The organism is Pseudomonas extremorientalis, from assembly GCF_024584605.1.
GTDB lineage: Bacteria > Pseudomonadota > Gammaproteobacteria > Pseudomonadales > Pseudomonadaceae > Aquipseudomonas > Aquipseudomonas extremorientalis.
Genome location: NZ_CP089519.1, coordinates 91,013 through 115,780, shown reverse-complemented (window position 1 = coordinate 115,780; position 24,768 = coordinate 91,013). Strand labels below are relative to the sequence as shown.

Here is a 24,768-nt window from a genome sequence, read left to right as displayed (position 1 = left end):
GGCCCGCCATGCGCGTAGGGCAAACGAGGTTTCCGCATAGGGTTGTGCTAATTTCTCACTTCGAAGCAGCCAAAAATGGCGTATATGCGCCCTAGCAAGTGAGGACACGGTATATGCGCAGGAAAATCCCCAGTACCACCGCTTTGGTCAGTTTTGAAGCGGCAGCCCGCCACGAGAGCTTCACCAAGGCTGCGCAGGAGCTTTCGATCACTCAAGGCGCTATCTGTCGACAGATCGCCAGTCTCGAGGAGTTTTTAAGTGTCGAGCTGTTTCGCCGTTCACGGCGCGGGGTAAAGCTGACAGAGGCGGGTCTGTCGTATAGCCGTCGCGTGGCGACGCAACTGGATGCGGTGGAGCGCGATACGCTTTCCGTCATGGGCCAGCAGGGCGCCAACACCATCGAACTGGCCGTAGTCCCGACGTTCGGCACTCAATGGTTGATTCCTCGCCTCAAGGATTTCCAACGCCAGCACCCCGAGGTCACGGTCAACCTCACGAATCGAACGCGACCTTTCCTGTTTGCCGACACAGAGTTCGACGCCGCCATCTACTTCGGCGACGCCGACTGGTCCGGTACCGAATCCCACCGGCTGATGGGCGAAAATCCTGTACCCGTATGCAGCCCTCGGCTATTGGGTGACCGTGCGCAGTTCAGCGCCCAGGCGATTGCAGAACTGCCGCTCCTGCAGCAAACCACACGACCCTATGCCTGGCGCCAATGGTTCAACGCCCAACATTTGAACATCCCACGCGACATGACAGGCCCCCGTTACGAGCTATTCTCGATGTTGTCCCAAGCGGCCATGCATGACATGGGGATCGCGCTGATCCCCCCGTTCCTTATCCAGCGCGAACTGAACGATGGCCAATTGGTGATAGCAAACCCCGAGGCGCTGAGCAGCACGAAGGCTTATTACCTGATGATTCCCGACAGAAAAGTCGAATCCGCTTCGTTGCACGCGTTCAGAGACTGGCTCATCGACCAGTCGCAACGCTACAGCTCCAATGTTTAAAGGCTAAAACCGCATTACTGACTTTGTAGTCAATCAACCTACAGTCCTACAGATGTATATATATGTCGCATTTAAACAGAGCGTATCTCAAAGGTAAAAATACAGCTGAAAGCCATTAATTACGTGGCTTAGAGCGACTATTGCAAGCCAATGACCGACCATTCACACCAACCATGCAAAAATATTGGAAAAGCGTGCAAAACCCTTTAAGCCTATGTATTTGAACAGCTTAATTCAGTGCATTGCGACAATCAGTCACAGGGTGACTTGTAGTTAATTTTTCGTCACCCGTCATAATCCCTTGAAGGCCGTAAAGTTCGCCTGCAAAATGCCGCGCCCCGCTGTCATTTCAGCGGGATCGTGCTGATCGGCCGCCCCAGTTGCGCCACTCGCGGTGCACTGGCCTTTTTACAAAAAGATCAAAAGCAAAAAGATCATGCAGGAGATTTGACGTGCACATTGGTGTTCCTCTCGAAACCCAGACCGGTGAAACGCGGGTGGCTGCCACCCCGGAAACCATCAAGAAGCTGATCGGCCAGGGCCATAAGGTCACTGTACAAAGCGGAGCAGGCATCAAGGCCAGCATCGTCGACAGTGCGTATGAAACGGCAGGCGCGACCATTGGCAGTGCCAACGATGCGTTTGGCGCAGAGCTGATTCTCAAGGTGGTAGCCCCCAGCGACAGCGAGCTGACGCTGATCAAAAGTGGCACCGTGTTGGTCGGCATGCTCAATCCGTTCAGCAACGAAACCATTACCAAGTTGGCCGAGCGCGGTATTACAGCCTTCGCCCTGGAAGCTGCACCGCGCACCTCGCGGGCCCAGAGCCTGGACGTGCTGTCCTCCCAGGCCAACATCGCCGGCTATAAGGCGGTACTGCTCGCCGCTCATCACTATCCGCGCTTCATGCCGATGCTGATGACCGCCGCGGGCACCGTCAAGGCTGCTCGCGTGCTGATCCTCGGCGCCGGTGTGGCGGGCTTGCAGGCCATCGCCACAGCGAAACGCCTGGGTGCCGTCATCGAAGCGTCCGACGTACGCCCGGCCGTAAAAGAGCAGATCGAGTCTCTCGGTGCCAAGTTCGTCGACGTGCCTTACGAAACCGACGAAGAACGCGAATGCGCCGTCGGCGTCGGCGGTTACGCTCGCCCGATGCCCACCAGTTGGATGCAACGCCAGGCCCTGGCTGTGCACGAACGCGCCAAGCAAGCTGACATCGTCATCACCACCGCCCTCATCCCAGGCCGTAAAGCTCCGACGTTGCTCAGCGCTGAAACCGTGGCACAGATGAAACCCGGCTCCGTGGTGATCGATCTCGCGGCAGCCCAAGGCGGCAACTGCCCGCTGACCGTCGCCGACCAAGTGGTAGTGGAAAATGGCGTGATCATCTGCGGCCCGACCAACCTGGCCGGTGCCGTCGCTGCCGACGCGTCAGCTTTGTATGCGCGCAACCTGCTGGACTTCCTGAAGCTGGTCTTCACCAAGGAAGGGCAGTTTGAAATCAACCTCGAAGACGACATCGTCGCCGCGTGCCTGATGTGCCGCGACGGCCAAGTCATCCGTAAAAACGCCTAGGCAAGGATTCAGACGATGGAAGAGCTTATCTCCCCCGGTATCTACAACCTGATCATCTTTGTGCTGGCGATTTATGTCGGTTACCACGTGGTCTGGAACGTCACACCCGCACTGCACACGCCGCTGATGGCGGTAACCAACGCGATTTCGGCGATTGTGATCGTCGGCGCCATGCTCGCCGCCGCACTCACCGTGACGCCCCTGGGCAAGACCATGGGCACCCTGGCCGTGGCCTTGGCAGCAGTGAACGTGTTCGGCGGTTTCCTGGTGACGCGCCGCATGCTCGAGATGTTCAAGAAGAAAGCCCCGAAAGCAAAAGAAGAGGCGCCTAAGTAATGAGCATGAATCTGGTTACGACGCTCTACTTGATCGCGTCGATCTGCTTTATCCAGGCCCTTAAAGGCCTGTCACACCCGACCACTTCGCGACGCGGCAACCTGTTCGGCATGCTCGGCATGGCGCTGGCGGTACTCACGACTGTGGGCCTCATCTATAAGCTCGGCGCTGAACTCGCCACTGCTGGTATCGGCTACGTGATTGTCGGCCTGCTGATCGGCGGCACCGCCGGTTCGATCATGGCCAAGCGCGTGGAAATGACCAAGATGCCGGAACTGGTCGCCTTCATGCACAGCATGATCGGCCTGGCTGCAGTGTTCATCGCCATTGCCGCCGTAGTCGAGCCGCAATCACTGGGCATCGTCAAACACCTGGGCGATTCGATCCCTGCCGGTAACCGCCTGGAACTGTTTCTTGGCGCAGCCATCGGTGCCATCACCTTCTCCGGTTCGGTGATTGCGTTCGGCAAGCTGTCGGGCAAGTACAAGTTCCGCCTGTTCCAGGGTGCACCGGTACAGTTCGGCGGCCAACACAAGTTGAACCTGGTGCTCGGCCTGCTGACACTTGGCCTGGGCCTGGCGTTTATGTTCACCGGCAACCTCACCGCCTTCGCGTTGATGCTGGCCCTGGCCTTCGTGCTCGGCGTGCTGATCATCATCCCGATTGGCGGCGCCGATATGCCAGTGGTCGTGTCGATGCTCAACAGCTACTCCGGCTGGGCAGCGGCAGGTATCGGTTTCTCGCTGAACAACTCGATGCTGATCATCGCCGGCTCCTTGGTGGGCTCCAGCGGCGCGATTCTGTCTTACATCATGTGCAAGGCGATGAACCGTTCCTTCTTTAATGTACTGCTCGGCGGGTTCGGCAACGCGCCGGATGCGGGTGCAGCGGCGGGTTCTAAAGAAGCACGCCCGGTCAAATCCGGCTCGGCTGACGACGCGACCTTCCTGCTGACCAACGCCGACACCGTGATTATCGTCCCGGGCTATGGCCTGGCGGTGGCGCGGGCGCAACACGCGCTCAAAGAACTGACCGAGAAGCTGACCCACCACGGCGTCACCGTTAAATATGCGATCCACCCAGTGGCAGGCCGCATGCCTGGACACATGAACGTCCTGTTGGCGGAGGCCGAAGTGCCTTACGACCAGGTGTTCGAGATGGAAGACATCAACTCCGAGTTCGGCCAAGCCGACGTGGTGCTGGTGCTGGGCGCGAACGACGTGGTCAACCCGGCCGCCAAAAACGACCCGAACTCGCCGATTGCCGGCATGCCGATCCTCGAAGCGTTCAAAGCCAAGACCATCATCGTCAACAAGCGCTCGATGGCCAGTGGTTATGCTGGGCTGGATAACGAACTGTTCTACCTGGACAAGACCATGATGGTCTTCGGTGATGCCAAGAAGGTCATCGAAGACATGGTCAAAGCCGTCGAGTAACACTGCCTCAGCGCAATACTCGAAACCCCGGCCTGCGATAGGCTGGGGTTTTTTATTGCTGCATGAAACCCGACCAAAGGCTCTAAATCGCTGCCTGGCATTCGACCATGGTAGCGGGCCGAAATTTTTTGAAATCACTAAACTGCGCACCTTGCTTCCGTAGCCTGAGATAAGAATCCATGTACCGTGATCGCATCCGCTTGCCTTCGTTGTTGAACAAGGTCATGAGCGCGGCAGACGCCGCCGCACTGATCGAGGACGGCATGACCGTCGGCATGAGTGGCTTCACCCGTGCGGGTGAAGCCAAGGCCGTCCCTCACGCCCTGGCCGAACGCGCCAAGACGTCGCCGCTGAAAATCACCCTGATGACCGGCGCCAGCCTGGGCAATGACCTGGACAAGCAACTGACCGAAGCGGGCGTACTGTCACGACGCATGCCTTTCCAGGTCGACAGCACCCTGCGTAAGGCAATCAACGCCGGCGAAGTGATGTTCATCGACCAGCACTTGTCGGAAACCGTCGAACAACTGCGCAACAACCAACTCAAGTTGCCGGACATCGCGGTGATTGAAGCGGTGGCGATCACTGAACAAGGGCATATCGTGCCCACCACGTCTGTGGGCAACTCGGCCAGCTTCGCGATTTTTGCCAAACAGGTGATCGTCGAGATCAACCTGGCGCACAATCCGAACCTGGAAGGGTTGCACGACATCTATATCCCAACCTACCGGCCGACGCGCACGCCGATCCCGCTGGTCAAAGTTGATGACCGTATCGGCAGCACCGCGATCCCGATTCCACCGGAAAAGATCGTCGCCATCGTGATCACCCACCAGGCCGACTCCGCCTCCACGGTGACGCCGCCCGACAGCGACACCCAAGGCATCGCCAATCACCTGATCAACTTCCTCAAGCAGGAAGTCGACGCTGGCCGCATGACCAACAAGCTCGGCCCGCTGCAGGCCGGTATCGGCAACATTGCCAACGCGGTGATGTGCGGCTTGATCGAGTCGCCGTTCGAAGACCTGACCATGTATTCGGAAGTGTTGCAGGATTCGACCTTCGACCTGATCGACGCCGGCAAGCTCAGTTTCGCCTCGGGCAGCTCGATCACCTTGTCGGAGCGACGCAACGCCGACGTGTTCGGCAACCTGGAACACTATAAGGACAAGCTGGTACTGCGCCCGCAGGAGATCTCCAACCACCCTGAAGTGGTGCGGCGCCTGGGCATTATCGGCATCAACACCGCGCTGGAGTTCGATATCTACGGCAACGTCAATTCCACCCATGTCTGCGGCACACGGATGATGAACGGCATTGGTGGCTCCGGGGACTTCGCGCGCAATGCGCACTTGGCGATCTTCGTCACCAAGTCGATTGCCAAGGGCGGCGCAATTTCCAGCGTGGTGCCAATGGTCAGCCACGTGGACCACACCGAGCATGACGTCGACATCCTGGTGACCGAGATTGGCCTGGCCGACCTGCGTGGCCTGGCGCCACGGGAACGGGCTAGGGTAATCATCGACAACTGCGTGCACCCGGCCTACCGAGATGCCCTCAACAGTTACTTCGATGCCGCCTGCGCCATCGGCGGGCATACCCCGCACATCCTGCGCGAAGCACTGAGCTGGCACATCAACCTGGAAGAAACCGGGCACATGCTCAAGGCGTGATTGATACAGATCCGAGCTGATGCAAATACAGTTTCATCAGCTCGATGGATTCGCCCCCACTTAATGATAAAACTGTACTACTGTACCGGTCATTTCCTACCGAAATATCCTACGAACCTCACCAAAAATACCTATTTCGCACTATCTCAGTGCGGACAGGTACAGTTGCCCCATTTACGTACAGTACAGCAGCTATAAACAGTTAACTGGCCCCTCACAATACAGGTGAACTGTATCTAGAGAGTGTTGCGCCGGAAGAGGATCATTGGCATCAGTTAAACCACTACCTAATCCCGCCACAAGCGGAAGGATGTCATCATGGAACGTACACTCAGTTCCGAACTGTTCTTCGAAGAAAAAGCTGTAAACACCCAGGCCTCCCTGCCTCTGCGCGTTATCGCCAACCTGATGTTGTGGCAGCGCCGCATCTCCAGCCGCCACCAACTGGCTCGTCTGGATTCGCGTCTGCTGGCTGACGCAGGCATCAGCGAAGCTCAACGCTACGAAGAGCTGAGCAAGCCGTTCTGGCGCTGATTCAGCGCTCGCTGGCCCTGACCTGACGGGTCCACTGCCAGCAACCTGATTTGTCAAAACAAAGCCCGCCCCGGGAAACCGGAGGCGGGCTTTGTTGTTTCCAGGATTCGGATTTTTAACGGAAAACAGAAGCCTAGCGCAGCAATAGGTACAGTTAAAAATATATAACAGTTAAGCGGTACAATTTAACATTGGTGTATCTGTATCGGTCGGACGCCGCCACCCAACATGGTGTTCCAAGACCTCATGAAAGGTACTCGCCATGGATACGTCACCCTCCCTTTATAAGCGACTGTCACTCCAGGCAGCCTCCATTCTGGCCAAGTGGCTACGCCATGCTTATGAACGACGCCAATTGTCGCAGCTTGATACCCGGGAGCTCTCCGACGTCGGCATCAGTCAGGGCGACCGAATGGCCGAGCTGTCCAAGCCGTTCTGGCGTGACTAGGCAGTCAAGGCGCTTCCCGAACGGATAAGCGGCGGCTTAATATCCATTCACAATGTGGCAAACCGCGCAGTACAGGCGTCTGATCCCCAATGGCTGCCCTGCGCCACCTTATCCGTTCATCTACTGGAGTCATCCCATGTCCCGTCTTCGCCTGCTGAGTGCTGCCACCCTGTTGGCCCTGGCCGCCAACGCCAACGCGAGCAGCTTCATCGTGACCACCGACTCCATCGTCGGCGCGCTGAAGGCCACTTCCGACGCCACCTCCGATGCCACGTCCTCCCTACGTGACAACAAGGTCGTGCGTGCAGCCCGTGACGACGCCGCCAGCTTTGTCGCCAGCGAAGGCGCCATCCGTGGCGTGAAACTGGAAAGCGCCCTGGCCCAGATCCGCCAGCAAGCGCCGCAATTGAACACTGCCACTGATGCACAACTGGCCCAAGCCATCCTGGCCATCTGACGACAAGGCGGACGCCCGGGCGCTGGCTCTCGCCCGGGCATTGCGCTAGCCTTGGCGCTCGTTTTCAGTTGTCGAGTGCCATGGTTTTTTCATACCGCCTTTTAATCGTCCCTGTGATGTTTTCGTTCGCTTGGTCGCCGATGGCTTCAGCCTTTGACCTCACCACCCAGAACACCGTCGTGAGCGCGTATGTCACCAGCAAGGTGACCTCCGCACCCTTCGACAGAAAAGTGATAATGGCCGCCCAGGATGACGCCGCTGCGTTTATCGCCACTGACGGCCAATGGCGGGGCGCGCGGCTGGAGTCGGCACTGGATTATCTGCGCCGTAGCCAACCAAAACTTAACGCCAGCGACCTTGAACTGGCGCAGGCAATTCTCGTCCAATAATCATCCTTATTTTTTGGAGTCATTCCATGCGTAGCCCGCTGATTGCTGCCACCCTGGGCCTGCTGTTGTTGGCCGACATCGCCCAGGCGCATACGCTGGTGGCCACCAGTAACATCATTGTTCGCGCCTCCGGCCGCACCATTGATTTCACCTCGGACACGACCACCTCCATCCGCGACTCCAAAGTCGTGCGCGAAGCCCACGATGACGCCGCCAGTTTCGTCGCCAGCAATGGCGAGATCCGTGGCGCCCACCTTGAGGCCGCCTTCGACGCCCTGCGCACACGCCTGCCGGAAGCCCGCGACGCCAGTGACCAGACCCTCGCCGAAGCCATCCTCGCACTGTGAGGCGAATCGTCGCCTGGCTCCTGGCCGGGGCAGTGCTGCTGTGCGCCAGCGCAGCCCAGGCCAGCCTGCAGCTGCGACTCAAGACCGAAGGTCTGAGCCCGGCTGAACAACAGGCCAGCCAGGCGTTGCTCGACGAAGCGATGCGCTCCCTGCCGCCACGCTTTGTCGAGCAGTTGGACCGGCGCATTGATGTCGGCTGGACCGACAAGATGCCCGAGAACGCCTACGGGCAAGCCTCGCTCGTGTCCGAGCTGGACCTCAACAGCAACCTGCTGGCCAGCCTGACCGACGGTAGCGCCGCCACCCAGAAAACCAATCGCCCCCACGGCACTGTGCGCCGGGAAATGCTCGCCACGGTGCTGCATGAACTGACCCACATCTATGACCGTGCGCGCCTGTGGTCCAAAGAAGACCGCACGCTGATCAATCGCTGCAGCCGCCAGAACAACCTCACCGGCCTGATCGGCCTGCCTGATCAATGCCGTGGCCAGAATGGCCGGCGCTTTACCCTGAGCGATGATCCACGCCTGCTGGACCTGGCCGGTTGGCCGCAATACGTCGGGCGCCGTGGCGAGCGTGAGCAGCACAACCATCAGGTGGCTCGCAGCCCGGACATTTACGAAACCACCAGCCCGCTGGAGTTCGTCGCGGTCAACATGGAGTATTTCCTCCTCGACCCTAGCTACGCCTGCCGCCGTCCCGCGCTGTTCCGCTATTACAAGGAACACTTCGGCTGGGCCCCGCCGCAACAAGACACCTGCGCCAGCACCTACGCGTTCCTCAATGCCGGTAACGATTTTGCCAAGACACCGCTGGGCCATGTGGACCCGGAGCGCGTCTACGAGATCGACTACCTGCTGGCCGAAGCCAACCAGAACCTGGTCAGCCGCTGGGGCCACAGCATGCTGCGCCTGGTGATCTGCGCACCGGGCCGCCCGCGTGGACCGGATTGCCGGCTGGACCTGGACCAGCATCTGGTTCTTTCCTATCGAGCGTTCGTCGGTGACGTACAGCTGTCGAGTTGGGATGGCCTGGTCGGCAAATACCCCTCGCGGCTGTTCGTGCTGCCGCTGGCGCAAGTGATCGATGAATACACCAAGACCGAGCTGCGCGGCCTGGCCTCGGTGCCGTTGAAACTGACCCGCCAGGAAATCAACGATACCGTCGAGCATGCCGCCGAAATGCATTGGAGCTACGACGGCAACTACTTCTTCATCTCCAACAACTGCGCGGTGGAAAGCCTGAAACTGCTACGCAGCGGCAGCGCCAATCCGCAATTGACCGGCCTGGACAACATCACCCCCAATGGCTTGCTCGAGGTGCTGAGCGCACGCGGCCTGGCCGACACCAGTGTGCTGGATGACAAACGCAGGGCATTGCGCCTGGGTTATCACTTCGACTCCTTCCGCGAACGCTACCAAGCCATGTTCGATGTGCTGCGCAAACACCTGCCGATCAAACAGACCCAGGTCGAAGACTGGCTATCCCTGAGCGCCGAGGAGCGTCGCCAGTGGTTCGACCAGGCCGATCTGCGCACCAGCGCCGCGTTGCTGCTGCTGGAGCAGGCGAGCTTTCGCAAGCAGTTGATGCTGGCCCAGGACGAAGTCAAACAACGCTACCTCGGCGCCCGCGAGCTGAAAAACGGTGGCATGGAGAAAGCCAACGCCACGCTGCAACAAATCCTCGCCAACAGCGGCTTCCTCAGTCGCCCGGCGGAACTGCTCGGCAGCGGCGGCTATGGCTTGCCGCAACCTTCGGAAGCCACGCGTCTGGAATCGGAAAGCGCCGAGCGCCAGAAGCAGCTGCAATCGCTGACCGGCGAATTGGACAAGGAGGTGAGGGCGCTGCTGGAGCCTTCCCGTTCAGCCGAGATAGCCGCCTGTGAAGCCAACCTCAAGCTGGTGGGCGAACACTTGCGCAAGCTGCACAAAGCCGCCGGCGGCCTCGAACTGCCCTAAAAACCTCAAGCAAAATATAGACAAATGTGGGAGGGGGCTTGCCCCCGATAGCGGTGTGTCAGCCTGCGCATGCAGTGACTGGCACCCTGTTATCGGGGGCAAGCCCCCTCCCACGTGTTGATCTACATAAATCCAGGGACCGCGTGCATTCCCTTCGTCACCTGTTTTTTCAGCGAAAGCTGGCTGAAAGCTTACCCGTCTAGGATCGCCCCCACTGCCGGCAACAGACCGGCTGTTAACAACAACAATGGTGATTCCCGATGTCCGCCCGTACCCGCCTGTTCGCCCCAACTCCACCCGTACGCCTCGTGCCTTTCGTTCTGCGCTGACCGCCACCCGGTTTGCCATTCCCTAGCCGCGCTACGCCTGGAGTATTCCTATGCTGACTTTCCTTGGCTTTGCCATGGTCATCACGTTCATGTTCCTGATCATGACCAAGCGCCTGTCCGCGCTGATTGCCCTGATCATCGTGCCGATCCTGTTCGCGCTGTTCGGTGGCTTCGCACCCGAGATCGGCCCAATGATGCTGGCCGGTATCACCAAGCTTGCGCCCACCGGCGTGATGCTGATGTTCGCCATTCTGTACTTCGCCCTGATGATTGACTCCGGCCTGTTCGACCCGGCCGTGCGCAAGATCCTCAAGATGGTCAAGGGCGACCCGCTGAAAGTCTCGGTCGGCACCGCTGTACTGGCCCTGGTCGTGTCCCTGGACGGTGACGGCGCCACCACCTACATGATCTGCGTGGCCGCCATGTTGCCGCTGTACCAGCGCATCGGCATGAGCCCCCGGATCATGGCCGGCCTGATCATTCTCGCCGGTGGCGTGATGAACATGACCCCTTGGGGTGGCCCGACCGCTCGTGCCGCCAGTGCATTGCATGTGGACCCTTCGGACATTTTCGTACCGATGATCCCGGCGATGGCCGCCGGTGTGGTCGCGATCCTGGCGATCGCCTACCTGTACGGCAAGCGCGAGCGCGCACGTCTGGGCGAACTGCACCTGCAAGGCGATGAGATCGACCACAGCGAGATCAGCGTCTCCCAATACCCGGACGCCCGTCGCCCGAAACTGATCTGGTTCAACGGCGCGCTGACCTTCGCCCTGATGTGCGCGCTGATCGCCGGCCTGCTGCCGCTGCCGGTGCTGTTCATGGTGGCGTTCAGTATCGCGATGATCGTCAACTACCCGTGCCTGCAGATGCAGAAAGACCGCGTCGCCGCCCACTCCGGCAGCGTACTGGCGGTGGTTGGGCTGATCTTCGCGGCCGGTATCTTCACTGGCATCCTGTCGGGTACCGGCATGGTCGATGCCATGTCCAAGAGCCTGCTGGCGGTCATCCCTGATGCATTGGGCCCTTACCTGGCGGTGATCACTGCACTGGTGAGCATGCCGTTCACCTTCTTCATGTCCAACGACGCGTTCTACTATGGCGTACTGCCCGTACTCGCCGAAGCCGCCAGCCACTACGGCATCACGGCTGCAGAAATGGGACGTGCGTCGATCGTCGGACAACCCGTGCACCTGTTGAGCCCACTGGTACCCTCGACCTACCTGTTGGTCGCTTTGGCAGGTATCGAATTTGGCGATCACCAGCGCTTCACCCTCAAGTGGGCAGTGCTGGTATGCCTGTGCATAATGGTCGCCGCTTTGCTGATGGGGATTATTCCGCTTTTCAGCACTCTATAATCCCAAACACCCAACCGCGCGGCGCTGCAGCTTGCGCGGTTTAACACTCGCTTAAAGGAATACACATGGAATGGCTGACCAATCCGGAAATCTGGATTGCCTTCTTCACCCTGACGGCCCTCGAGATCGTCCTGGGCATCGATAACATCATCATGATTTCGATCCTGGTCAGCCGCATGCCCAAGCACATGCAGGCACGCACCCGGATCTTCGGCCTGGCCCTGGCCATGGTCACGCGCATCCTGTTGCTGTTGTCGATCACCTGGGTGATGCAACTGACCGCCGACCTGTTCGTGGTCTTCGGCCAAGGCATCTCCGGTCGCGACCTGATCCTGTTCTTCGGTGGCCTGTTCCTGCTCTGGAAAAGCTCCCAGGAGATGTACCACGCGCTGGAAGGTGAAGACGAAACCCACGACGAGCCGAAGGGCGCCGGTGGCAAGTTCATCTACACCATCATCCAGATCGCGATCATCGACATCGTGTTCTCCCTGGACTCGGTGATCACTGCGGTCGGCATGGTCTCCCATGTACCGGTGATGGTCGCGGCGATTGTCGTGGCGGTATTGGTGATGATGCTGGCAGCCGGCACCATCAGCGAATTCATCGACAAGCACCCGTCGTTGAAGATGCTCGCGCTGTCGTTCCTGCTGGTAGTCGGTACCGTGCTGATCGCCGAATCCTTCGACGTGCACGTGCCAAAAGGCTACGTCTACTTCGCCATGGCGTTCTCGCTGGCGGTGGAAGCGGTGAACATCAAGATGCGCACCGCGATCGCGAAAAAGAAGAAACAGCAGGATCCTGTGAAACTGCGCAAAGACATTCCGGGTCAATAAACCCGAGCCAGACAATTAAGGGGCCTGCACAGGCCCCTTATTTTTATCCGCAAAAAGCTGATTTCATGACAGTTTTATTTCAATCCCCACTTTAGCTATGCGATGCTGGCGCAGAGCGCATTCGCCAACTACAGCTTAAGTACAAGACGTAGAGCGGCACGCGGCAACTTTCCTTCGCTCATTTTCGAGCGCACCCACACGGGGGGCCGAGCATGCTGACCTTGCTCAATCTGCTTTCCGCCGTGACCCTGCTTATCTGGGGCACGCATATCGTCCGTACCGGCATCCTGCGGGTCTACGGTTCCAACTTGCGCCAAGTCATCGGGCAGAACATGTCCAAGCGCTGGCTGGCGTTTATCGCCGGTATCCTGGTGACGGCCATGGTGCAGAGCAGCAACGCCACGGCAATGCTGGTCACGTCCTTTGTCGGCCAGGGCCTGATGGGGCTGATGCCCGCCCTGGCGACCATGCTCGGCGCCGACGTCGGTACCGCGCTGATGGCGCGGGTGCTGACGTTTGATTTGTCTTGGCTGTCGCCGCTGCTGATTTTTCTCGGGGTGATCTTCTTCCTGTCACGCAAACAGACGCGGGCAGGGCAGTTGGGCCGGGTGGGTATCGGTCTCGGGCTGATCATCCTCGCACTGCAATTGATTGTGGAAGCGGCCGGGCCGATTACCCACGCCCAGGGCGTCAAAGTCATCTTCGCGTCGTTGACCGGCGATATCCTGCTCGACGCCCTGGTCGGCGCCTTGTTCGCGATGATTTCCTATTCCAGCCTGGCCGCCGTCCTGCTGACCGCCACCCTGGCCGGCGCCGGTGTGATCGGCCTGCACGTGGCCATCGGCCTGGTGATCGGCGCCAACATCGGCAGCGGCGTGCTGGCGTTTCTCAGCACCAGCATGCAGAACGCTGCCGGACGCCAGGTAGCCTTGGGCAGCCTGTTGTACAAATTGATCGGCCTGCTGCTGATCATCCCGGTGCTCGACCCGCTCGTACGCTGGATGGATGGCCTGGACTACAGCGCGCAAGGCATGGTCATCACCTTCCACCTGCTCTACAACGTCAGCCGTTGCCTGATCCTGTTGCCGACCATTGGCCCGATGGCCCGCTTGTGTGCCTGGTTGCTGCCTGAGCGCGAAGAGGTGAACGGCAAGGCCAAACCACGCCATCTGGACCTGGCCGCCCTGGCCACACCCAGCCTGGCACTGGCCAACGCTGCCCGCGAGACCCTGCGCCTGGGGGACCTGATCGACAATATGCTCACCGCCATGCTCGAAGTGCTGCGCGGCAAGCAGACCGCCATCACCCAGGAAATGCGCAGCCTCAGCGATGATGTCGAAGCGCTGTACAGCGCGATCAAACTCTACCTGGCACAAATGCCCCGGGAAGATCTCAGTGAACACGACAATCGGCGCTGGGCCGAGATCATCGAACTGTCGATCAACCTGAAACTGGCCGGCGACCTGATCGAACGCATGCTGCGCAAAGTCCAGCAGCAGAAAACCTCCCAGCGTCGTCAGTTCTCCGAAGTGGGCCTGGAAGAACTCACCGGCCTGCACAGCCAGTTGATCGCCAACCTGCGCCTGGGGTTGTCGGTGTTCCTCAGCGCCGACCCGGAAAGCGCCCGCCAGTTGCTGCGCGAGAAGCGCCGCTTCCGCGCCCAGGAACGGCGCCTGGCCCACGCCCATGTCAGCCGCCTTCAGCGCAAGATCGTCCAGAGCCTGGAGACCAGCTCTCTGCACCTGGAACTGATTGCCGATATGAAACGCCTGAACTCGTTGTTTTGCAGCAGTGCTTATGTAGTGTTGGAAACGTCTGACACCGGCGCGCTCTCCGCCGAAGATATTGCCGACATCACACATTCGCCCTGAACGTACGGTGGCCCGTGAAGTCAGTTAAAAATGACCTCACTCGCCAGGAAGCTTGTTATGCGTCGCCTGTTGTTCGCTTGCCTGCTCATGGGATCTGCCCACGCCTTTGCCTTTGACCGCCTGCAAGTCGAGGGCTACACCTTGCCCAACGGCCTGCAATTGTTGCTCAAACCCGGCACCGAACGCGGGCATGTAGCGATCCGCCTGGTGGTCGGTGTAGGCCTGGATGACTTCAACTGCGCAGACAAAGAGCTGCCGCACCTGCTCGAACACTTGCTGTTCAGCGGCATCGACGGCGGTGGCGAAGCCGAGCTGGAAGACCGTATGCAAGCCCTGGGCGGCGAGTGGAATGCCTACACCAGCAACGCCGATACCACCTTTGTGATCGAGGCGCCCGCGCAAAACCAGCGCAAAGTGCTGGACCTGCTGCTGGCGATCATCACCCGCACCGAACTGACCGACGCCAATATCAACGCCGCCAAGCGGGTAGTGGAGCGCGAAGACGGCGGCCACTACTCACACTTGCAACGCCTGTTGGACCGCCAAGACCTGGGCCACACCGCCAGCAACCAATTGGCCGTCGAACTGGGGCTCAAATGCGCCGAGCGCGCCGAAGTCGATCACCTGACCCGCGACCAGCTGGAGAACCTGCGCGCACGCTGGTACGCCCCCAACAACATGACCCTGATTATCGTCGGCGACCTCGACAAACTGCTGCCCGCCTACCTGGAACGCACCTACGGCCAACTCGATCCGGTCGACCCTACTGAGCATCCGGCGCTGCCGGAAATACAACACGCCGCTGCCAGCCATCGCGAGTTGATCCACGGCTGGGTCGGCAACAGCGCCAAGTTGCACTGGTTGTTTCCCGAACCGGTGCTGGACGAGGGGCATGATGAAACCTACGACCTGCTCAAGGATTACCTCGACTGGGCGCTGTACCGCCAACTGCGTCTCAAGCACGGTTTGTCCTACGGCCCCTGGAGCGAGCGCGAAGTACTCGGCGGTGTCGGTTTCCTCAGCCTGAATGCCGACTTAGAGCGGGAAAATCTTCCCGAAGCGGAACACGTACTCCAGGACCTCAAGGCCCGACTGCTCAAGGACGGCCTCGACCCAGCGGTATTTGCGCGCCTGCAACAAGCTGCCATTGCGCGCCAGGCGTGGGCCGTGCAAGGCAACAGCGCCTTGGCCGACTACTACTGGAGCGCGTCCGGCGATTACAACAACGGCCACTTCAGTGACCCGGCCAAGCGCATCAAGGCCGTGAGCCTGGACCAGACCAACCAGGCCATGCGTGAAGTGTTCAAGCAGCCCGGTTACTGGCGTATCGAAAAACCGCTGCTCAGCTACGACATGCTGAGCTGGATCGGCGCCGCAGTGCTGGGACTGATCGCCTTTGTGCTGATCGGCGTGCGGCTTTATCGCAAACGGATTGCGCAATGAGGCACCGGACAACGGCCTAAGACGTTATTCTGTCTGGGATTTTTTCCTACAAGACTGTGAACCGCCGAATGCCAAACCTGACCCACTTAATCCAGCGCATCCTCGAGCTGATCAAGCGCTACCCAGGGGTGATTGCACTCGGCGGTTTTATCTCAGGCGTGGGCAGCTTCATTCTGGTGGATCGCCAGCAGGGCATGGCCAGCTGGATTGCGGTGATCATGCTGGTGAGCTGGCTGTGGCTGATGCTGGAAAACAGCTTCACCCAGCTGTTCACCAGGATTTTCAAGCGCGAAATCCCCGAACCGCTGTTGCGCTACGCGACCCAGATGATCCACCAGGAAAGTCTGTTTTTCGTGCTGCCGTTCTTTTTCGTCACCACCGCGTGGAACAGTGGCCAATCGGTATTCACGGGCTTGCTTGGCGCCGCGGCGCTGATCTCGATCACCGACCCGCTTTACTACAAGTGGCTGGCGCCCAAGCGCTCGCTGTTCCTTGCACTGCACACCTTTACGCTGTTCGCGGCGCTGCTCACCGCGTTGCCGATCATCCTGCACCTGACCACCGCCGAGAGTTACAAACTGGCCCTCGGCGTGGCCATGGCACTGTCGATCCCCAGCCTGGCGGTAAGCCTGCCGCTGCGTAGCGTCAAAGGCTGGGCGATGCTGCTCGGGGTGACCGCCGCCATCGGCTGCGCCGGGTGGTTCCTGCGCAGTTGGGTGCCTCCGGCCACCTTGTGGATGACCGAAGTGGCCATCAGCACCCAACTGCAGGACCGCACGCCAGGCGACGACCTCAAGGAAGTCACTGCCGCCCAACTGCGCAGCGGTGGGCTGTACGCCTATACCGCGATCAATGCGCCGCGTGGACTGGATGAACGCATTTACCACGTGTGGAAATTCAATGGCCAAGAGGTCGACCGCATCGCCCTGGATATCCACGGCGGGCGCAAAGAGGGTTACCGCGCGTGGACCCACAAGCAGAACTTCCCGGCCGACGCCGTGGGCCGCTGGCAGGTACGGGTACTGACCGAAGACGGGCAGGTGATCGGTGTGCTGCGCTTCAAGGTGACGGACTCAGCACAAACGGACAACCCAAAGTAGGCCGTATCGTGCTATTACGTAGGAATTGTGGATAGCCAAACAAGCTCGGAGCTTATGACCCCCCCTACAACGGCCGGCGCAGCCCACCTCGATACGTCCACCACCCCGCCACAACTGCGGATTACGGGGGACTGGACGCTTGCCCACTATGCCAGTCTGAAAAAGCTGTCGGACAAGCTCGACGGCCAATACGACGCCGGCGCGCGCATCGACCTCAACGGCCTCGGCGCCCTGGATACCGCCGGCGCCTCGTTGCTGGTGGAACTGCTGGGACCGACCCGCATCGAGCAGTCCGCCGAACAGACCGATTGCAGCTTGTCTGCCGCCGACCGCGCGCTGCTCAAGACCGTCTACCGTTCCCTGAATGATTTTTGCGTGCCGGAAAAAGCCCCGGAAGAAGCGGCGGGCATTCAGGTTCTGGCACGTATCGGCCGTGCGGTGGACACGGTCTGGCAGGACACCAAGAAACTCCTGGGTTTCGTCGGCCTGATTCTCGAAACCTTCGCCCGTAGCATCTTGCGCCCCAAGCGCTGGCGCGTGACGCCCATGGTTGCGCACCTCGAACAGGTCGGACTGGATGCCGCGCCCATCGTGGCTTTGCTGACGTTCCTGGTGGGTGCGGTGGTGGCCTTCCTCGGCGCCACGGTGCTCAAGAGCTTCGGTGCGACGATCTTCACGGTAGACCTGGTGGCGTTCTCTTTCCTACGGGAATTCGGCGTCTTGCTCACCGCGATCCTGATCGCCGGCCGCACCGCCAGTGCCTTTACCGCACAGATCGGCTCGATGAAGGCCAACGAAGAAATCGACGCGATCCGCACCCTGGGCCTGGACCCGATGGAACTGCTGGTACTGCCCCGCGTGCTGGCGCTGCTGGTGGCGCTGCCGATGCTGACGTTCCTGGCAATGCTCTCGGGCGTCATCGGCGGCGGCGTGGTGTGCGCGGTGGCCCTGGATATTTCGCCGGCGATGTTCCTCTCGCTGCTGCAATCGGACATCGGCGTGCAGCACTTCCTCGTGGGTATGGTGAAAGCGCCGATCTTTGCGTTCCTGATCGCTGCGATTGGTTGCCTGGAAGGCTTCAAGGTCAGCGGCAGCGCCGAATCGGTCGGTGCCCACACCACCTCCAGCGTGGTGCAATCGATCTTTGTGGTGATCGTGATGGATGCCGTGGCCGCGCTGTTTTTCATGGAGATGGGCTGGTGAGTCGTCTACACCGAGCGCCCAGTGAGGCGGTGATTGAAGTGCGCGGCCTGTGCAATCGCTTTGGCAGCCAGAGCGTGCATGAAAACCTCGACCTGGATTTGTACAAGGGCGAGATCCTCGCAGTGGTTGGCGGCTCCGGCAGCGGCAAGTCGGTGCTGTTGCGCAGCATTGTCGGCCTGCGTCGTCCCAGCGAAGGTGAGGTGCGGGTGTTCGGCAAGAACCTGCCGAGCCTGCCGGAGCACGAACGCTCTTTGGTGGAACGACGCTTTGGCGTGCTATTCCAGAAGGGCGCGTTGTTTTCCTCGCTGACCGTTACCGAAAACGTCGCGCTGCCCTTGATCGAACACGCCGGCCTCAGCCGCCGCGACGCCGAGCACTTGGCCGCCGTCAAGCTGGCCCTGGCCGGGCTGCCATTGTCGGCGGCGGACAAATATCCGGCCTCGCTGTCCGGCGGCATGATCAAGCGCGCCGCCCTGGCCCGCGCATTGGCGCTGGACCCGGACATTCTGTTCCTCGACGAACCCACGGCGGGCCTCGACCCCATCGGTGCGGCGCAATTCGACCAACTGATCCTGACCCTGCGCGATGCGCTGGGCCTGAGCGTATTCCTGGTCACCCACGACCTGGACACGCTGTACACCATTACCGACCGCGTGGCGGTGCTGGCACAGAAGAAAGTGCTGGTGGCCGATGCCATCGATGTTGTCTCGGAAACCGACGACGCGTGGGTCCACGAATATTTCCACGGCCCCCGTGGCCGCGCGGCATTGGATGCCGCTCAATCGCTCAACGAGGTATGACATGGAAACCCGAGCCCATCATGTGATGATCGGTCTGTTCAGTGTGATCGTGGTGGTCGGCGCGATGCTGTTCGGCCTGTGGCTGGCCAAGTCCAGCGTCGACAGCGCCTTCCAGGACTACGAAGTGATCTTCAACGAGGCGGTCAGCGGCCTGTCCCAGGGCAGCTCGGTGCAGTACAGCGGGATCAAGGTGGGCGACGTGATCAGCCTGAGCCTGGACCCCAAGGACCCGCGCCGCGTGCTCGCGCGCATCCGCCTAGCCGGGCAGACGCCGATCAAGGAAGACACCCAGGCCAAGCTCGCCCTGACCGGTATCACCGGCACCTCGATCATCCAGCTCAGTGGTGGCACCCCGCAGAGTCCCGAGCTCAAGGGCAAGGACGGCAACCTGCCGCAGATCATAGCCTCGCCATCGCCCATCGCGCGCTTACTGAACAACAGCAACGACCTGATGACCAGCGTCAACCTGCTGTTGCACAACGCCAATCACATGTTCTCCCGCGAGAACGTCGAGCGCTTGAGCAACACCCTGGAGAACCTGCAGCAAACCACCGGCGCGATTGCCGACCAGCGCGGCGATATCAAGGTGGTGATGCAGCAACTGATGCTGGTGAGCAAGCAGGCGACTGCGGCGCTGGAACAGACCACCGTGCTCATGCGCAACGCCAATGGCTTGCTCAACGAACAAGGCAAGCAGGCCTTCGGCAGCGCCGAGCAGGCCATGAAATCCCTTGAACAAAGCACCGCGACCATCAACACCTTGCTGACCAACAACAAGGACTCGGTGAACAGCGGCATGCAAGGCCTCAACGAACTGGCGCCGGCGGTGCGCGAGCTGCGCGAAACCCTCGGTTCGCTGCGCGCCATCTCCCGCCGCCTGGAAGCCAACCCCAGCGGGTACCTGCTGGGCAGCGACAAGAACAAGGAGTTCACGCCATGAAGCGTGCTTACACAATGATCGCCCCTTTGGCCCTGGCGCTGGTGAGCGCGTGTTCGATTCTGCCCAAGGCCGACCCTTCGGATGTGTATCGCCTTGCCGCGGCGCAGACCGCCAGCCAGGGCGCGCCGGTCAGCTGGTCACTGCGTGTGAACAAGCCGCAGACCAGCGAGTTTCTCGACAGCCCGCGCATTGCCGTGGTGCCCACTGGCGACCTGATCAGCAGCTATGCGAACTCGCGCTGGAGCGATCCGGCGCCGGTGCTGTTGCGCAACCGCTTCATGGACGGCTTCCAGCGTGATGGCCGGGTGACGCTGCTAAGCACCGATGACACCAACCTGCAGTCCGACTACGAACTGGGTGGGCAATTGCAGGCGTTCCAGAGTGAATATCACGGCGGTGCGGTAGAGGTGGTGATTCGCCTGGATGCGCGGCTGGTACGCGGCAGTGATCAACGGATCGTGGCCAGCCGACGGTTTGAGGTGAGGCAACCGGTGAGCGACACCAAGGTGCCGGCAGTGGTTGCCGGGTTTGGGCAGGCGGGGGATCAATTGAATAAGCAGGTGGTAGGGTGGGTTGTTCAGCAAGGCAATAGTGCAGCTAAACACTGAGGGCCTCATCGGGGGCAAGCCCCCTCCCACATTTGAATGTGTTCACAGATCAACCTGTGGGAGGGGGCTTGCCCCCGATAGCAATCCGAGCCTTAACCAAAGAACCAATAGCACACCGCAATCGCCGCAACGACGCCGGCCAACTCCGCCAGCAACGCACAGCCCACGGCGTGCCGCGCGCGCTGGATACCCACCGAACCGAAGTACACCGCCAACACATAGAAAGTGGTCTCGGTACTGCCCTGGATCGTCGCCGCGACCAGCGCCGGGAAGCTGTCCACGCCCTGGGTCTGCATGGTCTCGATCAACATCGCCCGCGCGGCGCTGCCGGAAAACGGCTTGACCATCGCGGTCGGCAAGGCATCGACAAAGCGCGTGTCCATGCCCGTCCAGGCGACCACATGGCGTATGCCTTCAAGGCCGAAGTCCAACGCGCCCGACGCTCGCAACACCCCCACGGCGCAGAGCATCGCCACCAGGTACGGCAGCAGGTTCTTCGCCACGTCGAAGCCTTCCTTGGCGCCTTCGACAAACGCCTCGTAGACCTTGACCTTGCGCAGCGCACCGATCACCAGGAACAGCATGATCAGGCCGAACAAGGTGAGGTTGCCAAGGATCGAGGACAGCCCGGCCAGCGCCGTGGCGGAGAGGGTCGCCAACAACGCCATGAAACCACCCAAGACCAGCGCACCGGGAACCAGGTACGCCAGCACCACCGGGTCCCACAGCCGCAGGCGCTGCATGATTGCCACCGAGAGCAGCCCCACCAGCGTGGATGCACTGGTTGCGAGCAGGATCGGCAGGAACACCAGCGTCGGGTCCGCCGCGCCTTGCTGGGCGCGGTACATGAAGATGGTTACCGGCAACAGCGTCAATGAAGATGCGTTGAGCACCAGGAACAGGATCTGCGCGTTACTGGCGGTGTTGGGGATGGGGTTGAGTTCCTGCAAGGCCTTCATGGCCTTAAGCCCGATGGGGGTGGCGGCGTTATCCAGGCCCAGGCCGTTGGCGGCAAAGTTGAGGGTGATCAAGCCGATGGCCGGGTGGCCGGCGGGTACTTCCGGCATCAAACGGCGGAACAGCGGGCCGAGGGCCTTGGCCAGCCAATCGACGATCCCGGCTTTCTCTGCGATGCGCAGAAAACCCAGCCACAGCGTCAGGGTGCCGAACAACAGCACCATGACTTCCACCGATAATTTGGCCATGGCGAAAATGCTTTCGACCATTGCCGCGAATATCCCGGCGTTACCGCCGACCAGCCATTGCGCCAGTGCCGACACCATTGCCACGACAAAGAAGCCAAGCCACAGGCCATTGAGCATCAGTTGAATCCCCCGAAGAATGGGACGAATGATAGCGGGGCCGGCAGAAACGACAAACCCCGGAATTTTCCGGGGTTTGTCTTTAAGCCGTCACGCTATCAGCTGCGGGTGGCCTGGGCGACCGGTGCGGCGGTCTTGGTGCGCCAATGCGGCAGCGAGTTCCAGTAGCGCTCGCCCTTGGCGTCGTCGTACATGCCTTCCCAACGGGAGATCACCAGCACGGCCAAGGCATTGCCGATCACGTTCAGGGCAGTACGCGCCATGTCCATGATGCGGTCGACACCGGCGATGAACGCCAGGCCTTCCAGCGGAATGCCCACGCTGCCCAGGGTGGCCAGCAGCACCACGAAGGACACACCCGGCACGCCAGCGATGCCTTTGGAGGTGACCATCAGGGTCAGCACCAGCATCAGTTGCTGGCCGATCGACAGGTCGATGCCATACAGCTGGGCAATGAAGATCGCCGCGATGCTCTGGTACAGGGTCGAACCGTCGAGGTTGAACGAGTAACCGGTCGGCACCACGAAACTGCAGATGGCTTTCGGCGCGCCGTAGGCTTCCATCTTCTCGATCACACGCGGCAGCACGGTCTCGGAACTGGCGGTGGAGTAGGCCAGTACCAGCTCATCCTTGAAGATGCGCATCAGCTTGATCACCGAGAAGCCGAACAGGCGGGCAATCAGGCCGAGGATCACGAACGCGAAGAACAGGATGGCGACGTAAACCAGGATCACCAGCTTGGCCAGCGGTAGCAGCGAGGCAAAGCCGAAGTTGGCAACGGTCACCGCGATCAGTGCGAAGACCCCGATAGGGGCGTACTTCATGATCATGTGAGTGACTTTGAACATGCTCTCGGACACGCCCTGGAACATGGTGACCAGCGGCTCACGCAGCTCAGGCTTGAGGCTCGACAAGCCAAGGCCGAACAGCACCGAGAAGAAGATGATCGGCAGCATCTCGCCACGGGCGACGGCGGCAAAGATGTTCGACGGGATCAGGTTGAGGATGGTCTGGATGAACGCATGCTCATGCTGCACTTCGGCAGCAGTGGCGGTGTACTTGGAGATGTCGACGGTACCCAGGGTACTCATGTCGATACCCGCGCCCGGGTGGAACAGGTTGGCCAGCAGCAGGCCGACCACGATAGCGATGGTGGTGACGATTTCGAAGTAAAGGATGGTTTTGACGCCGATGCGCCCGAGTTTCTTCGCATCACCCACACCGGCAATGCCGACGATCAGCGAGGAAATCACAATCGGGATCACGATCATCTTGATCAGGCGGATAAAGATATCGCCCGCTGGCTGCAATACGTTGCTGATCCACCAGGCTTTTTCAGCACTGAAATGGTTAAGCACTGCACCGATTGCGATCCCCAGCACCAAACCGATGAGGATCTGCCAGGCGAGGCTTAGCTTTGCCTTCTTCATGTCATTACCCTTACTTCAAGTGAACTTAAGGCAAATGCGCCAGCCGCAACGCTCGAGAGCGAAAAAGTGTGTGCATCTGCCTCCATGGAAGGTCACCGCAGCATGGCCGAAATGGCTTACTGGCAGGCGAAAAAAGGCGCAACTATTCCCATGCAAGGGTTCGACGTCTAATGCCGTAAACGCCTACCCTATGCCGAATCGGCATGAGATTTTTTAATAATAACTGTCCGAACGGTCAGTTCAAATGTGACATTTTGTCCGACAAAAATGCCGTGAACCGGCCAAACCCGGCTCGCTCAGAGATTCGGGACGTCCTCGGGGACCTGGCGGAAATGCCTGAGAATTCCATCATTTAGTGTCGGAAATGTCCTATGGCACCCACCAAAATTTATCGATAGATGGTCTACCCGACACACTAAGTAATGTTTGGAGATGAGCAGAAAGGTGATTGGCGACTAAGGGCGGCATGAACAGCGAAAAAAGGAGCGTTAAAGCCCGCCGCAAGTTCAGCAAGCCGATGGCTTGTGAACCTGCGTCGCAGCTTTTCGCCTGACCCGGCCCTTGCGCAGGCACTCCCTGTACCCGTAGGTCGCGCCGATCGTAGGTGATCAGAGCAACCCGGCCCCTTGGTCATGCACCGCCCTTGGCAAGCGGTGCAAACAGAAAGAAGCAAGGGCTTCCTTCTATGGACGCCGGCCCCGCAGACAACACGCGTGTCAGACGGAACCTAGTACCAATTCGGATCTTTCTTCAGCTGCTCCATCAGCAGCTTCTGCATGCCTTCATCCGGTTTACCGATAAAACGGTAATCGGCGTGCCGTGTTGGAGACTTGTCCTTCGGCAGACCGGCCGGGACTTCCACCAACATGGCGTAGGCATCTTCCTTGTCGAGGCTGAAGGCAACGATCAGGCGCTTGTTCAGGCAGGTGTCCGCGGTTTCGCAGAGCGGCCCGACCAGGTACTTGTCGCCATCTTCTTCCACGGCATTCATTTGCTCAGCGGTGCCGGACAGGTTTATCACCCATTCCGGCAGGCGCTCTTCTTTCTTCACCACGCCTTGCCAGGTCTCACGGTATTGCGGGTCCGCGCTGAGCAATTCGTTGGCTCGGGACTGGCCGTCGTTGGCGGCCATCGCCAAGCCGCTGCCGCCCAGTAGCAGCGCGGCAGTAATGGCTTTGAAGGACAAAGTGGTCATTTTCAGCCTCGGCCGCGACGACCAAAGAAGAAGGAAGCGATGAACATCACCAGGAACACCACAAACAGAATTTTTGCGATACCCGTGGCAGTGCCCGCGATACCACCGAAGCCCAGGACTGCAGCCACAATGGCGATGATCAGAAATGTGATTGCCCAACTCAACATGGTG

At 60.1% G+C, this 24,768-nt stretch carries 24 protein-coding genes; 20 read left to right on the top strand and 4 right to left on the bottom strand.

The genetic code is table 11. From position 1 onward, the window contains the following. Nucleotides 1-113: 113 nt before the first annotated feature. The 20 genes from LUU92_RS00565 (at nucleotide 114) to LUU92_RS00470 (ending at nucleotide 20,650) form a co-directional block, all read left to right on the top strand. Nucleotides 114-1,013: a LysR family transcriptional regulator gene (locus tag LUU92_RS00565; RefSeq protein WP_257102991.1), complete on the top strand. Its 900-nt coding sequence runs from the start codon at nucleotides 114-116 to the stop codon at nucleotides 1,011-1,013. 452 nt (nucleotides 1,014-1,465) lie between these two features. After that, complete coding sequence (locus LUU92_RS00560; RefSeq protein ID WP_257102990.1) at nucleotides 1,466-2,587, top strand: Re/Si-specific NAD(P)(+) transhydrogenase subunit alpha; 1,122 nt, start codon at nucleotides 1,466-1,468, stop codon at nucleotides 2,585-2,587. Nucleotides 2,588-2,602: 15 nt separating this feature from the next. After that, nucleotides 2,603-2,923 (top strand): NAD(P) transhydrogenase subunit alpha part 2, encoded by a 321-nt coding sequence (locus LUU92_RS00555; RefSeq protein WP_003220416.1) that lies wholly within the window; start codon nucleotides 2,603-2,605, stop codon nucleotides 2,921-2,923. Next, a complete protein-coding gene (locus LUU92_RS00550) occupies nucleotides 2,923-4,359 on the top strand; it encodes an NAD(P)(+) transhydrogenase (Re/Si-specific) subunit beta (RefSeq protein ID WP_105699076.1) in 1,437 nt (478 codons plus the stop codon). Before LUU92_RS00555 ends, LUU92_RS00550 begins: the two co-directional genes overlap by 1 nt. 179 nt (nucleotides 4,360-4,538) lie before the next feature. Next, the gene (gene scpC, locus LUU92_RS00545) at nucleotides 4,539-6,032 is read left to right on the top strand and encodes a succinyl-CoA:acetate CoA-transferase ScpC (RefSeq protein WP_071490969.1); all 1,494 of its coding nucleotides are present in this window, start codon (nucleotides 4,539-4,541) and stop codon (nucleotides 6,030-6,032) included. 318 nt (nucleotides 6,033-6,350) lie between these two features. Next, the gene (locus LUU92_RS00540) at nucleotides 6,351-6,566 is read left to right on the top strand and encodes a DUF1127 domain-containing protein (RefSeq protein WP_012721550.1); all 216 of its coding nucleotides are present in this window, start codon (nucleotides 6,351-6,353) and stop codon (nucleotides 6,564-6,566) included. Nucleotides 6,567-6,828: 262 nt separating this feature from the next. Further along, complete coding sequence (locus LUU92_RS00535) at nucleotides 6,829-7,014, top strand: DUF1127 domain-containing protein (RefSeq protein ID WP_257102989.1); 186 nt, start codon at nucleotides 6,829-6,831, stop codon at nucleotides 7,012-7,014. 136 nt (nucleotides 7,015-7,150) lie between these two features. Then, nucleotides 7,151-7,471 (top strand): DUF2388 domain-containing protein, encoded by a 321-nt coding sequence (locus LUU92_RS00530; protein WP_071490967.1) that lies wholly within the window; start codon nucleotides 7,151-7,153, stop codon nucleotides 7,469-7,471. 80 nt (nucleotides 7,472-7,551) lie between these two features. Then, a complete protein-coding gene (locus LUU92_RS00525; RefSeq protein WP_071490966.1) occupies nucleotides 7,552-7,860 on the top strand; it encodes a DUF2388 domain-containing protein in 309 nt (102 codons plus the stop codon). 26 nt (nucleotides 7,861-7,886) lie between these two features. After that, nucleotides 7,887-8,207, top strand: a complete 321-nt coding sequence (locus LUU92_RS00520; RefSeq protein ID WP_071490965.1) for a DUF2388 domain-containing protein — start codon at nucleotides 7,887-7,889, stop codon at nucleotides 8,205-8,207. After that, on the top strand, nucleotides 8,204-10,165 hold the full coding sequence (locus tag LUU92_RS00515; protein WP_257102988.1) for a DUF7844 domain-containing protein: 1,962 nt from the start codon (nucleotides 8,204-8,206) through the stop codon (nucleotides 10,163-10,165). The genes LUU92_RS00520 and LUU92_RS00515 overlap by 4 nt, the downstream gene beginning before the upstream one ends. A gap of 379 nt (nucleotides 10,166-10,544) precedes the next feature. After that, nucleotides 10,545-11,852: a CitMHS family transporter gene (locus LUU92_RS00510; protein ID WP_071490963.1), complete on the top strand. Its 1,308-nt coding sequence runs from the start codon at nucleotides 10,545-10,547 to the stop codon at nucleotides 11,850-11,852. A 65-nt stretch (nucleotides 11,853-11,917) separates the two neighbouring features. Further along, complete coding sequence (locus LUU92_RS00505) at nucleotides 11,918-12,685, top strand: TerC family protein (RefSeq protein ID WP_014716354.1); 768 nt, start codon at nucleotides 11,918-11,920, stop codon at nucleotides 12,683-12,685. Between the two features lie 212 nt (nucleotides 12,686-12,897). Continuing rightward, nucleotides 12,898-14,556 carry a Na/Pi cotransporter family protein gene (locus LUU92_RS00500; protein WP_058424447.1) on the top strand — a complete coding sequence of 553 codons (1,659 nt, stop codon included), beginning with the start codon at nucleotides 12,898-12,900 and terminating at the stop codon, nucleotides 14,554-14,556. Between the two features lie 57 nt (nucleotides 14,557-14,613). After that, nucleotides 14,614-15,999, top strand: coding sequence for a M16 family metallopeptidase (locus tag LUU92_RS00495; RefSeq protein WP_071490962.1), 1,386 nt, complete (start codon nucleotides 14,614-14,616; stop codon nucleotides 15,997-15,999). A 68-nt stretch (nucleotides 16,000-16,067) separates the two neighbouring features. After that, nucleotides 16,068-17,099: a DUF5924 family protein gene (locus LUU92_RS00490; protein ID WP_071490961.1), complete on the top strand. Its 1,032-nt coding sequence runs from the start codon at nucleotides 16,068-16,070 to the stop codon at nucleotides 17,097-17,099. 54 nt (nucleotides 17,100-17,153) lie between these two features. Then, nucleotides 17,154-18,302 (top strand): ABC transporter permease, encoded by a 1,149-nt coding sequence (locus LUU92_RS00485; protein ID WP_257102987.1) that lies wholly within the window; start codon nucleotides 17,154-17,156, stop codon nucleotides 18,300-18,302. Next, nucleotides 18,299-19,102: an ABC transporter ATP-binding protein gene (locus LUU92_RS00480; RefSeq protein ID WP_222540724.1), complete on the top strand. Its 804-nt coding sequence runs from the start codon at nucleotides 18,299-18,301 to the stop codon at nucleotides 19,100-19,102. The genes LUU92_RS00485 and LUU92_RS00480 overlap by 4 nt, the downstream gene beginning before the upstream one ends. A 1-nt stretch (nucleotide 19,103) precedes the next feature. Continuing rightward, complete coding sequence (locus tag LUU92_RS00475) at nucleotides 19,104-20,042, top strand: MlaD family protein (RefSeq protein WP_071490958.1); 939 nt, start codon at nucleotides 19,104-19,106, stop codon at nucleotides 20,040-20,042. Continuing rightward, nucleotides 20,039-20,650 carry an ABC-type transport auxiliary lipoprotein family protein gene (locus LUU92_RS00470; protein ID WP_071490957.1) on the top strand — a complete coding sequence of 204 codons (612 nt, stop codon included), beginning with the start codon at nucleotides 20,039-20,041 and terminating at the stop codon, nucleotides 20,648-20,650. Before LUU92_RS00475 ends, LUU92_RS00470 begins: the two co-directional genes overlap by 4 nt. A gap of 92 nt (nucleotides 20,651-20,742) precedes the next feature. Here the strand turns inward: LUU92_RS00470 and LUU92_RS00465 are convergent, their stop codons facing one another. From LUU92_RS00465 to LUU92_RS00450, 4 genes are all read right to left on the bottom strand, one after another. Continuing rightward, nucleotides 20,743-21,972, bottom strand: coding sequence for a spore maturation protein (locus LUU92_RS00465; protein ID WP_071490956.1), 1,230 nt, complete (start codon nucleotides 21,970-21,972; stop codon nucleotides 20,743-20,745). Between the two features lie 98 nt (nucleotides 21,973-22,070). Further along, nucleotides 22,071-23,402: a glutamate/aspartate:proton symporter GltP gene (gene gltP / locus LUU92_RS00460; RefSeq protein WP_058424440.1), complete on the bottom strand. Its 1,332-nt coding sequence runs from the start codon at nucleotides 23,400-23,402 to the stop codon at nucleotides 22,071-22,073. Between the two features lie 727 nt (nucleotides 23,403-24,129). Beyond that, a complete protein-coding gene (locus LUU92_RS00455; protein ID WP_071490955.1) occupies nucleotides 24,130-24,597 on the bottom strand; it encodes an inhibitor of vertebrate lysozyme family protein in 468 nt (155 codons plus the stop codon). Between the two features lie 2 nt (nucleotides 24,598-24,599). Continuing rightward, nucleotides 24,600-24,764 (bottom strand): DUF1328 domain-containing protein, encoded by a 165-nt coding sequence (locus tag LUU92_RS00450; protein ID WP_003170804.1) that lies wholly within the window; start codon nucleotides 24,762-24,764, stop codon nucleotides 24,600-24,602. Nucleotides 24,765-24,768 lie beyond the last annotated feature (4 nt).

Bases quoted from the DNA above. Each gene is read 5' to 3' on its own strand.
- LUU92_RS00565 (WP_257102991.1), top strand. From the start codon at position 114: ATGCGCAGGAAAATCCCCAGTACCACCGCTTTGGTCAGTTTTGAAGCG.
- LUU92_RS00555 (WP_003220416.1), top strand. From the start codon at position 2,603: ATGGAAGAGCTTATCTCCCCCGGTATCTACAACCTGATCATCTTTGTG.
- LUU92_RS00550 (WP_105699076.1), top strand. From the start codon at position 2,923: ATGAGCATGAATCTGGTTACGACGCTCTACTTGATCGCGTCGATCTGC.
- scpC (WP_071490969.1), top strand. From the start codon at position 4,539: ATGTACCGTGATCGCATCCGCTTGCCTTCGTTGTTGAACAAGGTCATG.
- LUU92_RS00540 (WP_012721550.1), top strand. From the start codon at position 6,351: ATGGAACGTACACTCAGTTCCGAACTGTTCTTCGAAGAAAAAGCTGTA.
- LUU92_RS00535 (WP_257102989.1), top strand. From the start codon at position 6,829: ATGGATACGTCACCCTCCCTTTATAAGCGACTGTCACTCCAGGCAGCC.
- LUU92_RS00530 (WP_071490967.1), top strand. From the start codon at position 7,151: ATGTCCCGTCTTCGCCTGCTGAGTGCTGCCACCCTGTTGGCCCTGGCC.
- LUU92_RS00525 (WP_071490966.1), top strand. From the start codon at position 7,552: ATGGTTTTTTCATACCGCCTTTTAATCGTCCCTGTGATGTTTTCGTTC.
- LUU92_RS00520 (WP_071490965.1), top strand. From the start codon at position 7,887: ATGCGTAGCCCGCTGATTGCTGCCACCCTGGGCCTGCTGTTGTTGGCC.
- LUU92_RS00510 (WP_071490963.1), top strand. From the start codon at position 10,545: ATGCTGACTTTCCTTGGCTTTGCCATGGTCATCACGTTCATGTTCCTG.
- LUU92_RS00505 (WP_014716354.1), top strand. From the start codon at position 11,918: ATGGAATGGCTGACCAATCCGGAAATCTGGATTGCCTTCTTCACCCTG.
- LUU92_RS00500 (WP_058424447.1), top strand. From the start codon at position 12,898: ATGCTGACCTTGCTCAATCTGCTTTCCGCCGTGACCCTGCTTATCTGG.
- LUU92_RS00495 (WP_071490962.1), top strand. From the start codon at position 14,614: ATGCGTCGCCTGTTGTTCGCTTGCCTGCTCATGGGATCTGCCCACGCC.
- LUU92_RS00490 (WP_071490961.1), top strand. From the start codon at position 16,068: ATGCCAAACCTGACCCACTTAATCCAGCGCATCCTCGAGCTGATCAAG.
- LUU92_RS00485 (WP_257102987.1), top strand. From the start codon at position 17,154: ATGACCCCCCCTACAACGGCCGGCGCAGCCCACCTCGATACGTCCACC.
- LUU92_RS00475 (WP_071490958.1), top strand. From the start codon at position 19,104: ATGGAAACCCGAGCCCATCATGTGATGATCGGTCTGTTCAGTGTGATC.
- LUU92_RS00470 (WP_071490957.1), top strand. From the start codon at position 20,039: ATGAAGCGTGCTTACACAATGATCGCCCCTTTGGCCCTGGCGCTGGTG.
- LUU92_RS00465 (WP_071490956.1), bottom strand. From the start codon at position 21,972: ATGCTCAATGGCCTGTGGCTTGGCTTCTTTGTCGTGGCAATGGTGTCG.
- gltP (WP_058424440.1), bottom strand. From the start codon at position 23,402: ATGAAGAAGGCAAAGCTAAGCCTCGCCTGGCAGATCCTCATCGGTTTG.
- LUU92_RS00455 (WP_071490955.1), bottom strand. From the start codon at position 24,597: ATGACCACTTTGTCCTTCAAAGCCATTACTGCCGCGCTGCTACTGGGC.
- LUU92_RS00450 (WP_003170804.1), bottom strand. From the start codon at position 24,764: ATGTTGAGTTGGGCAATCACATTTCTGATCATCGCCATTGTGGCTGCA.